Here is an 8,270-nt window from a genome sequence, read left to right as displayed (position 1 = left end):
GGGGCGAATTCGTAGACGTACAAGAAGGCACGTTGATCTCCGGCCCGCCGTCTTCATCCATCGTCAGCATTGCCTCGATGCGGTCCACCCGTTTTCCCATCTTCCCGACCAGTTCGACCATTGCCTGTATCTCCAGATCTTCTCTCTCCTTTCTGCGCATTTGCGGATCCAGGAGGGTATCGAGATAGTGTTCGCTCCATTCCTTCGCACGGTTTATGAAATTGCAGATGGCAAGGTAGCCGTATGCGAGGATGAAGACAATAAATAATGCCGGCCAGATCGAACGTGCAAAAACGGGGTTTGCCAGAGATACAAGGATGCTCAGGACCAACCACACCGTGATCGCGATCGCTGTCAAGATGAACCAGTCTCTGTCCCGGTTTAGTCTGGGATCTATTGGCATTATTCCCCCTCGGAAACCTTCGCCAGAACGTTCTCGATCCGGTCGATCTTCTCTTCAATCTCTTCAATATGCCCGTTCAATACGGCTAATTTTGCACCGGTATCCACCTCTTTGCTCTTATGCATTACCAGGGCGTCGAGGTACTTCTCCAGCCAGTTCTTCAGGCCGCCTCCGATGATACAGGCCACGATCCATATGAAGGCGAGCAGAAAGACATACCACAACAGCCCTGCCATGGTCCCCACAACATTACCTCCTATATCCAGAGGATAGACAACTGCTATGGCAAGACTGACAAGCAGCAGTATCAGGAGTCCGATCACTGTCCAGGTCAACCAGTTAAATTCGCGTACTTTCGAATAATCCATATCATTACTCCTCAATTTTTTTAATCTCATCCAGGCTTACAACCAGTTCGAAGGGAACGGCGCGGTAATACCTCCTCATCAGGGGGGGATCGTCTGTCACTCTGCTGATTCCGGTGACGAGGCCCTTCTTCTCTAACTGTTTGAGGTAGATGTTGACAAGCGACCGGGAGATTGAGAGTTCTTCCGAGATCTCGCGCGCATACTTCTCTTCTTCTGCAATCGATCTGAGAATCCTGAGCCTTTGTTCATTTCCGAGGAATGCAAGGAGTTTCGAGAACTCGGTGATGTTGCTGGCTGTAATCATTTTACAGGTGCAAATATATTTTTGCACGATATAGCATTTTCGATCCGTTCCCAAGAGGACATAGAGTGTCGGAAGGTGCGCGGCATCAGCACCAGTTCCCGGCGAATACCTGCGCGGATGGAAGATGTGCGCTCTATCTATCTAGATCTGGTGGGGGTGAAACAGGGCATACCGGTCATACTACGATCTCTCTAGCGGAGTGGAATCGATGATGCCGGTCCGCTCGTCATCGCGCCAGTGCGCGAGCGCGGTACCGACCAGTGTCATGATCCGGTTCAGACCGTCCACCTAAGACGATGCCTCTCAAAGTGGTGGAGCATTTCTGGATGTAGCAGAGGAATCTCCGGGGTGAGGAGCTGGGTGGTGCGGGCATAGGAGAAGCCGCGAAAACACCTGATGACCAGAAGCTTGAGCATCACCACGACGGGATAGTGGCGCCGCGGCGTCTCCAGGTCATAGTACTCACGTTCGACGGTTTCCGCGATGGTCTTCAGGAACGGCAAATTCCGGGAGGAGGAGATGAGGGGATCCCGTCCCGATTCCCCCGCCCCGCAAATGAAGATGTCGTAATACGCTCAGTAACCTGTCGCGTAGTAGTAGCCGCCTTCCTCCATCACGTGCACCGGGACCGCGAAGAGTCTCCCGATGGCATCATTGGTCAGCACCTCAGCCTTCGGGCCGTCCCGCCAGATGGTGCCGTCTCTCATCAGGATGACGCGAGAGATCTCAGGGATGATGTCGTGGAGGTTATGGGTCACGAGGATGACACCGGTGCCTGAGCGTGCAATCTTCCTGAGGGTCGTTCGGAAGGTGTGGAGCGCGTGCAGGTCAAGGCTGGTTGTAGGTTCGTCGAGGAGGAGGGTGCCCGGGTCGTGGACCAGCGCCCTCCCGATAAGGAGCCTCTGCGCCTCGCCCGAGGAGATCCCCGTCATCGGGCGGTCCGCGAGATGAGCGACCTCGAGGAACTCGAGGATCTCGTCGGTCTTTCGCTCCATCGCAGGAGTCACCTCATGGGTGAAGAGCCCGATGCTTGAGAAGAATCCCGAGAGCACGACCTCACGGCCCGATATCCCGCGGGTGAAGGTCTGCTGGAGGTCGCTGGAGACGACGCCGAGGTGGGAGCGGAGGTCGAAGGCATCCCACGTCTCCTGCCCCCGGAACCTGAAGACGACGTCCGGGCCCGGAGAGGAGGGGTAGTACTCCCTGGTGATCGTCCTGACGAGCGATGACTTCCCCGCACCGTTCGGCCCGAGGATGGCGATATGCTCCCCCTCGCGGACGGTGAGCGATACGGCGTCAAGGAGCGTTCTCCCGTCCCTGACGACGCTGACGTTCCGGAACTCGAGCAGGGGCGGGGAGGACTTTTGAGCATCGGCGTTAGTATCTGTCATTCCGGTTGCTCCGTCGGATGGCGTTCATGAGAATGTATCCGGTATAGAGGTTCATCGAATTCGCCACGATGTATATTAGATCGCTAGTTCAAAAGGTATGACCTCATCGTGGAGCCCCGAGCAGCACGGCAAGACTGTCCGGGTCGCCCGAATAGAGGTGGAGGTACCCGCCGGACTCCAGCGCTATCCTGAGGTAGCCGGGATACTGCAGATTGACAAAGGCGCGATAGAGTCTCGCAAACAGAAACACCACAAGGCCGACCGCAAAGAGAACCTGAAAGGCGAAATTGGGGTCGACGACGCGGCCGCCCTGCACCATGCCAAAGAATATCGCCGCAATCATGAGAAGCATGAGCAGCGCAAACGCCCAGCGGGGCACGGGAAGATATGTCTTTTTCACCTCGATCGACCTGAACGAATCCCCTTCCAGGACGAGCGACCGAAAATGCGGCCTGTGGATGATGACAGAATCCCCAAAGCGCTCTATTACAGCGCGTTTCCTATCAAGATAGAGATGTATCGCGGCATACGTCATGAACGAGAGGCTCGCGAGGGTATAGAACCCGGGGCGTAAGGAGGGTATCAGGAAGCATGTCACGAAGAGCATGAAGAACCAGGCGAAGGCGAGCAGCGCCAGCAGTATGAACCTGGGACTGACATAATCCACAAGTACCCCGGTCATCACCTCCCGGCTGCCCTCTCCCGCCGCCCCGACCTTGCCATCCAGCGCGGCATACCGCCGGCCGGTGCCGGCCATTGTCGCGTTCGGGCACCAGCCCATCAGCCTTCGTATCGCCCCGGAGACTTTCAGGATCATACGCGTTCACCCCCCGTTGCCATATCCAGGGTATACATCGACCCCCTCTCCGCGATCAGGGTTGTGCGGTGCCGCCGCTCCCAGAGGATCGTAACGGCGTACGAAATCCAGCCGATGACGCTCAAGGCCAGCATGAACCCGAGAATCTGGCCGAACATGCCGCTCCGAACGAAATACGCCATACAGACGGCAAGAAGAATGAGGGCCACCGGCCAGCTCAGGTCCCTTGCTATGCGCAGTCTCCGGCTCATGTTGGCCCTGATGAACTCGCCGGCGGCAATCCTTGCGTACTGCTTCCGGTAACCGAGCAGGAAGCCAAGGGCCCCTCCCGCCCCGATAGCAAGGCCCGTCCACACAGCCGGATACCCCAGCGTATCCTCGACCAGGATGAAAGTCGCCGCTGCCACCGCCGAGAAGGTTGCCGCCGTTATGAGCAGCTGGTTGTGGTAGCGGTTCCACCATCCGGGCTCGGTCCGGAGAGGCCCATCCCGCCCGCCCGGTGCCGCAGCCACCTCCAGCTGCTGCACCGCACGATCCACCCTCATCGACCCCTTCATCGGGCACCAGCCCAGGTAAGCCCGTATTGTCTCCACAAGAGACATCATACGAGCTCCTTCAGTTTCGCAAAGAGTTCATCAGCCATCCGGGTCGGGTCATCAGTCTTTGTGAGCGCAATACCCAGTTCGTCCGCGTAGTCCCAGAGTAGCTCGATGCACCGGGCATACCGGGGGCATGCACCGCAGTCACCCTCATGCTCGTACCAGACCTGCACCCCGTGATGTGCCGAGACAAAGACGATTGCGCCGGCATCGAACGGGACGGAGCGCCCGAAGAGGATCCCCTTCTCCGCGTTCAGGTGCTCGACGTCGATCTGGTTGGCATGAGCCATATCGAGGAGCGTCTCCTCGACCTTCCGGTCCATGGTGATGAGCGCCTTCGAGACCGCCTGGCGGGATATGCGGAAACGCTCCGCGATCTGGATGTTCGGGAGACCGCCGCGCCGGAGTCTCCAGAACGCAAACTGCCTGTCGTTCAGGGGGAGAGGCATGTGTCAATAATCAGAAGTTGACAATATATACCTTACGATCTCTCTCAGGGCTCCTCCCATCGATCCAAGGCGCGAGAGGGGTGGGGGATGATGAGAGGGATTCTGTGAGTTCCGCCGCCTGCGGGGAGGGGAGACCCTCCCGGTCCCCTCCCCCCCACGGCGATATCCACCACGGTCCACAGCATGGGAAGATACCAGGGGAAAATGGTGCCCGGGCTCTCACCTTCCGGGACACCCCTTTCCGGTGGATATCGCCATACACTGCCGCCGCCTCCTGCAGGTGGGCCTAGGGGCGGAGAGAGAGGTCGGGTCTATCCCAAATGTCGCCTTCGTCCATGCAATACGGAGGGGCTCGTTACCGGGCTTTCAATCCAGCGAGACACCGGCATCATCCCAAACATCCACCGCCCGGCCGTGTCCCTGCAGGAAAACCAGAACCTTATTTGCTGTTGTTCCAGTATAGAGCCATATGGACATAGCACTGCGTGACGCCTACACCAGGCTCCATGAGAAGTACTTCCCGGGGACAGAACTCCCGATCACCTTCGAGGTCGGGGGTCCCATTGAGGGAGCGGAGAAAGCCCCGGCCCCGAAAGGCCGGAAGTGTTTTGTCTGCGACCTCGTGAGGGTGCGGAGGGGAGCAAGCCTCATCTTCGACGAAGACTCGATCGGGTGCCGCGGAGGGAGGTTCTACCTCGGCTATGATGCCGAACGGTTCCCCAACTTCCGCTACTTCCTCTCCACCGGGAAGCCCGGCGTTATTGAAGGAGAGCGCTACAAACAGACGCCCGAGATCGTGGACGAACTCGACCGCGGGACCGTCCGGATACCCACGAAAGGAAAGAGCATCGTCTTCAAACGCTGGGACCGTCTCGCGGCCGCAGACAACCCGGACGCCGTGGTCTTCTTCGCACGGCCGGAAGTGCTCTCCGGGCTCTTTACGCTCGCAAACTTCGACCAGGCCGACCCGAACGGGGTCATCTCTCCGTTCGGCGCCGGGTGCAGTTCGATCTTCTACTATCCCTGGCTTGAGCAGCAGAAGGAGGACCCAAAGGCGGTGCTCGGGATGTTCGACCCCTCCGCGCGGCCCTGCGTCCCCTCAGACGTCCTGACGATGGCCTTCCCCATGAAGAAGTTTGAGAAGGTCATAGGCTTCATGGAAGAGAGTTTCCTCACGACGGGCACCTGGGAGAAGGTGATGAAGAAGATCGCCCGGAGCAACACGCTCAATACCCCGTGAGATCGAGAGCCTGCCCGGCCGGTCTTTCCGGGAAAGGGGCAGGGTCTCAAGATCTCCATCCCGTTCCCCGAGCGGAGACCTATCGGAGATGAGAGCCCACTCGTCTCCCGGATAGGGTTCCGGCAGAACCTGCCTGCCCCCACTACTGGAGCATTTCAGCTAACATTTCCCATGAAAACCGCCCTGGTTTGGTGGGCGGGGGGATCACGGCTCTGTTTGTGCCCCGGGCATGGCTTCCTTGTGCGGGGAGGGGGCGAGCCCCATATGCGCTAACTTTAGCCATGAGAATTCGAGCGGATAATGCCCTATTCTGTGAAATGTGGCTGATTTGACGGGATATCGGCCACACAATTCCGGTGGTGTGCGGCAATAGTCCTTCTCCTCTGACAACGATAGTGATCACGGGAATCTCATGGGAAACGGATTGCCTTGGGGCATAGATGAGAACTCGCCGATTGCCTGATACTTGCCGGTATCAACGAGAATTCATTACACGCATCTGGTAAGTTAACGCCTATGGGGGCGAGCCCCCCCCGGCCCCCCACCCCCCAGGATGATAGCCACCACGGTCCACAGCATGGGGTGAGATCCAGGGGAATGGGGTGTTTTCCTGCGTACAGCCGCTCGCTCTGCCCCATACGCTCCACACCCCTTCGCGCCCTTCGCGTGAGAGGATATTGCATGGACAATATTAGATGAAATAATACACTACGGTGCGTGAGCCGCATCCTTCCCTTCACGGATCTCGAGGAACCGGGCCCTGACACTCTCTACCAGGTCATCGGTCGTCAGGAGGAGGAGCGTATCGCCGGCCTCGATGACGGTGCTGCCGGACGGGACAAACCGTTCGCTCTCCTTCTGCATGAGGATGATAAGCGCCCCTTCCGGCAACCCGAGGTCCACGACCTGCTGCCCGACCGCCGAGGCGTCAGGGGGTATGGTCAGTTCGATGAGCTCACTTGGGGTATTGGGGTCCACCTCAAACTCCCGGGACAACTTGCGCTTCTCCTGGAGAGGCGCGGCAAGGCCGAGCCACCGGGCGACCGTGGGGATGGATGTCCCGTGGACAAGCGCCGAGACCAGGACGATGAAGAAGACGACATTGAAGATCATCTCCGCGTCCGGCACCCCGGCAACAAGCGGGTAGGTCGCGAGGATGATCGGGACGGCCCCCCGGAGCCCCACCCAGGAGACCAGGGCCTTCTCGTTCAGCGGCATCTTCCAGGGCAGAAGCGTGATGAAGACGGCAATCGGCCGGGCGACCAGCAGCAGGAAGAAGGCGATGAGAAGCCCGGGGATGATCACCGGTACGAGGTCTGAGGGGAAGACGAGCAGGCCGAGTGCGAGGAACATCACGATCTGCATCAACCACGCAATCCCGTCATGGAACCGGATCAGGCTCTTTTTATAGACGACGATACTGTTGCCCACCACAAGACCGCTGACGTAGACGGCGATGAATCCGTTGCCTCCAAAGGTAGCGGTCAGCCCGTAGGTCATCAGCACCATGGCAAGGGTGAGCACCGGATAGAGCCCCTCTGACTCAAGTTTGAGGCGGTTGATGAGGAAGACGATGGCCTTTCCCATCCCGTAACCGAGAAGCCCTCCGACGACCATCTGCTGCACGAACATCGGGACGAGCGTGAGCACCGATGCACCGGGGGTGAGGATCAGGGCGATGACACCGGTGGTGAGGAAGACCGCCATGGGGTCGTTGCTCCCCGACTCAAACTCGAGGAACGGCCGCAGGTTTCCTTTCAGGCGTGCTCGCGCCATCCGGAGGACCGAGAAGACCGCCGCCGCATCAGTGGATGAGACGACCGCTCCCAGGAGAAAACCGGTGAGCGGGGAGAGACCGAGGACCAGGCTGGCAAACGCACCGAGACAGACCGCAGTCAGGACGACCCCTACGGTCGAGAGGGCGACACCCGGCCAGAAGATGGGCCGGACCTCGTCCCACCGGGTGTCGAACCCGCCGGCGAAGAGGATGTAGGCAAGTGCAATGATCCCGATTATCTGGGCGACTGCTGGTTCATCGAATGGAATCCCGCCCGGGCCTTCGGAACCTGCGAGCATCCCGACGATGAGGAAGATGAGGAGCGCCGGGACGCCGAGTCTCTCTGAGAACTTATTTGCGATGATACTGACTAGAAAAAGCAGTGATATACCGAGGAATATAATTTCAAGGGCAATCGCCATCTGTTATTATAACTCATGCCCAAAGAGTCTTAATATTGACCCTTCGCGCCGTTTTTTAGCTGGCGTCATCCGGCGTTAACTGCCTCACTACAGGAGAGCAGGCGCATCCGTCAGGAGGCGGAAAGGCGATCTTCTGGCTGGCAGGACCGGCCGTCCTCACCCTCAGAACCCGCAAGATAAGGTGAAATAGTCCACTACTGGAGCATTTCACTAAATGTTCCACGAAGACACCCCCGGGTTGGCGACTGGGAGGCTCCCCTGCTCAGTTCCATCGTGCTCCGGGTCCGGGTTGTGCGGGGCGAGCCCCCATAGGCGCCAATGTTTGGTATGGAGATTCACGAGGATACCACTCAATCCAGGAGACAAGCGCCGATTATGGGCATTGCTGGTTGGTCTGCGGCCAATCCTCCTCGGAGAACGGTCCTGATCCCAGTCAGGGAGTACGAGATGAGAGCCCGACCTGTTCGCTCCGGATGGTCGCGAGTCCCGGGTCACGCCCG

10 protein-coding genes are annotated in these 8,270 nt (G+C 58.8%); 1 reads left to right on the top strand and 9 read right to left on the bottom strand.

All coding sequences use genetic code 11. The features are described from left to right. The 8 genes from BP858_RS05425 to BP858_RS05390 form a co-directional block, all read right to left on the bottom strand. Window positions 1-403: hypothetical protein (locus tag BP858_RS05425; protein ID WP_286879045.1), on the bottom strand; the 403-nt coding region annotated here is incomplete at its 3' end. After that, window positions 403-771 carry a hypothetical protein gene (locus BP858_RS05420; RefSeq protein ID WP_286879044.1) on the bottom strand — a complete coding sequence of 123 codons (369 nt, stop codon included), beginning with the start codon at window positions 769-771 and terminating at the stop codon, window positions 403-405. The genes BP858_RS05420 and BP858_RS05425, both read right to left, overlap by 1 nt. A 4-nt stretch (window positions 772-775) precedes the next feature. After that, window positions 776-1,075: an ArsR/SmtB family transcription factor gene (locus BP858_RS05415; RefSeq protein WP_286879043.1), complete on the bottom strand. Its 300-nt coding sequence runs from the start codon at window positions 1,073-1,075 to the stop codon at window positions 776-778. A 275-nt stretch (window positions 1,076-1,350) separates the two neighbouring features. Next, window positions 1,351-1,578: a hypothetical protein gene (locus tag BP858_RS05410; protein ID WP_286879042.1), complete on the bottom strand. Its 228-nt coding sequence runs from the start codon at window positions 1,576-1,578 to the stop codon at window positions 1,351-1,353. 72 nt (window positions 1,579-1,650) lie between these two features. Further along, window positions 1,651-2,466: an ABC transporter ATP-binding protein gene (locus tag BP858_RS05405; protein ID WP_074175672.1), complete on the bottom strand. Its 816-nt coding sequence runs from the start codon at window positions 2,464-2,466 to the stop codon at window positions 1,651-1,653. Window positions 2,467-2,569: 103 nt separating this feature from the next. Next, window positions 2,570-3,283: a DUF1673 family protein gene (locus BP858_RS05400; protein WP_286879041.1), complete on the bottom strand. Its 714-nt coding sequence runs from the start codon at window positions 3,281-3,283 to the stop codon at window positions 2,570-2,572. Next, the gene (locus BP858_RS05395; RefSeq protein WP_062264663.1) at window positions 3,280-3,888 is read right to left on the bottom strand and encodes a DUF1673 family protein; all 609 of its coding nucleotides are present in this window, start codon (window positions 3,886-3,888) and stop codon (window positions 3,280-3,282) included. Before BP858_RS05395 ends, BP858_RS05400 begins: the two co-directional genes overlap by 4 nt. Beyond that, entirely contained in the window at window positions 3,885-4,331 is a 447-nt protein-coding gene (locus BP858_RS05390) for a hypothetical protein (protein ID WP_286879040.1), read from the bottom strand. The genes BP858_RS05395 and BP858_RS05390 overlap by 4 nt, the downstream gene beginning before the upstream one ends. Before the next feature lie 469 nt (window positions 4,332-4,800). On the opposite strand from BP858_RS05390, the gene BP858_RS05385 reads away from it, so the two are divergent. Then, window positions 4,801-5,571 (top strand): DUF169 domain-containing protein, encoded by a 771-nt coding sequence (locus tag BP858_RS05385; RefSeq protein ID WP_281767700.1) that lies wholly within the window; start codon window positions 4,801-4,803, stop codon window positions 5,569-5,571. 708 nt (window positions 5,572-6,279) lie between these two features. Here BP858_RS05385 and BP858_RS05380 read toward each other — a convergent pair. Beyond that, a complete protein-coding gene (locus tag BP858_RS05380) occupies window positions 6,280-7,770 on the bottom strand; it encodes a potassium/proton antiporter (protein ID WP_281767699.1) in 1,491 nt (496 codons plus the stop codon). Between the last annotated feature and the right edge of the window lie 500 nt (window positions 7,771-8,270).

Source organism: Methanoculleus sp. UBA413, assembly GCF_002502935.1.
Lineage (GTDB): Archaea > Halobacteriota > Methanomicrobia > Methanomicrobiales > Methanoculleaceae > Methanoculleus > Methanoculleus bourgensis.
This window is presented reverse-complemented; position numbering and strand designations above follow the sequence as displayed.

Excerpts from the sequence above, each read along its gene's own strand:
- BP858_RS05420 (WP_286879044.1), bottom strand. The coding sequence starts at position 771 with ATGGATTATTCGAAAGTACGCGAATTTAACTGGTTGACCTGGACAGTG.
- BP858_RS05415 (WP_286879043.1), bottom strand. The coding sequence starts at position 1,075 with ATGATTACAGCCAGCAACATCACCGAGTTCTCGAAACTCCTTGCATTC.
- BP858_RS05405 (WP_074175672.1), bottom strand. The coding sequence starts at position 2,466 with ATGACAGATACTAACGCCGATGCTCAAAAGTCCTCCCCGCCCCTGCTC.
- BP858_RS05400 (WP_286879041.1), bottom strand. The coding sequence starts at position 3,283 with ATGATCCTGAAAGTCTCCGGGGCGATACGAAGGCTGATGGGCTGGTGC.
- BP858_RS05395 (WP_062264663.1), bottom strand. The coding sequence starts at position 3,888 with ATGATGTCTCTTGTGGAGACAATACGGGCTTACCTGGGCTGGTGCCCG.
- BP858_RS05390 (WP_286879040.1), bottom strand. The coding sequence starts at position 4,331 with ATGCCTCTCCCCCTGAACGACAGGCAGTTTGCGTTCTGGAGACTCCGG.
- BP858_RS05385 (WP_281767700.1), top strand. The coding sequence starts at position 4,801 with ATGGACATAGCACTGCGTGACGCCTACACCAGGCTCCATGAGAAGTAC.
- BP858_RS05380 (WP_281767699.1), bottom strand. The coding sequence starts at position 7,770 with ATGGCGATTGCCCTTGAAATTATATTCCTCGGTATATCACTGCTTTTT.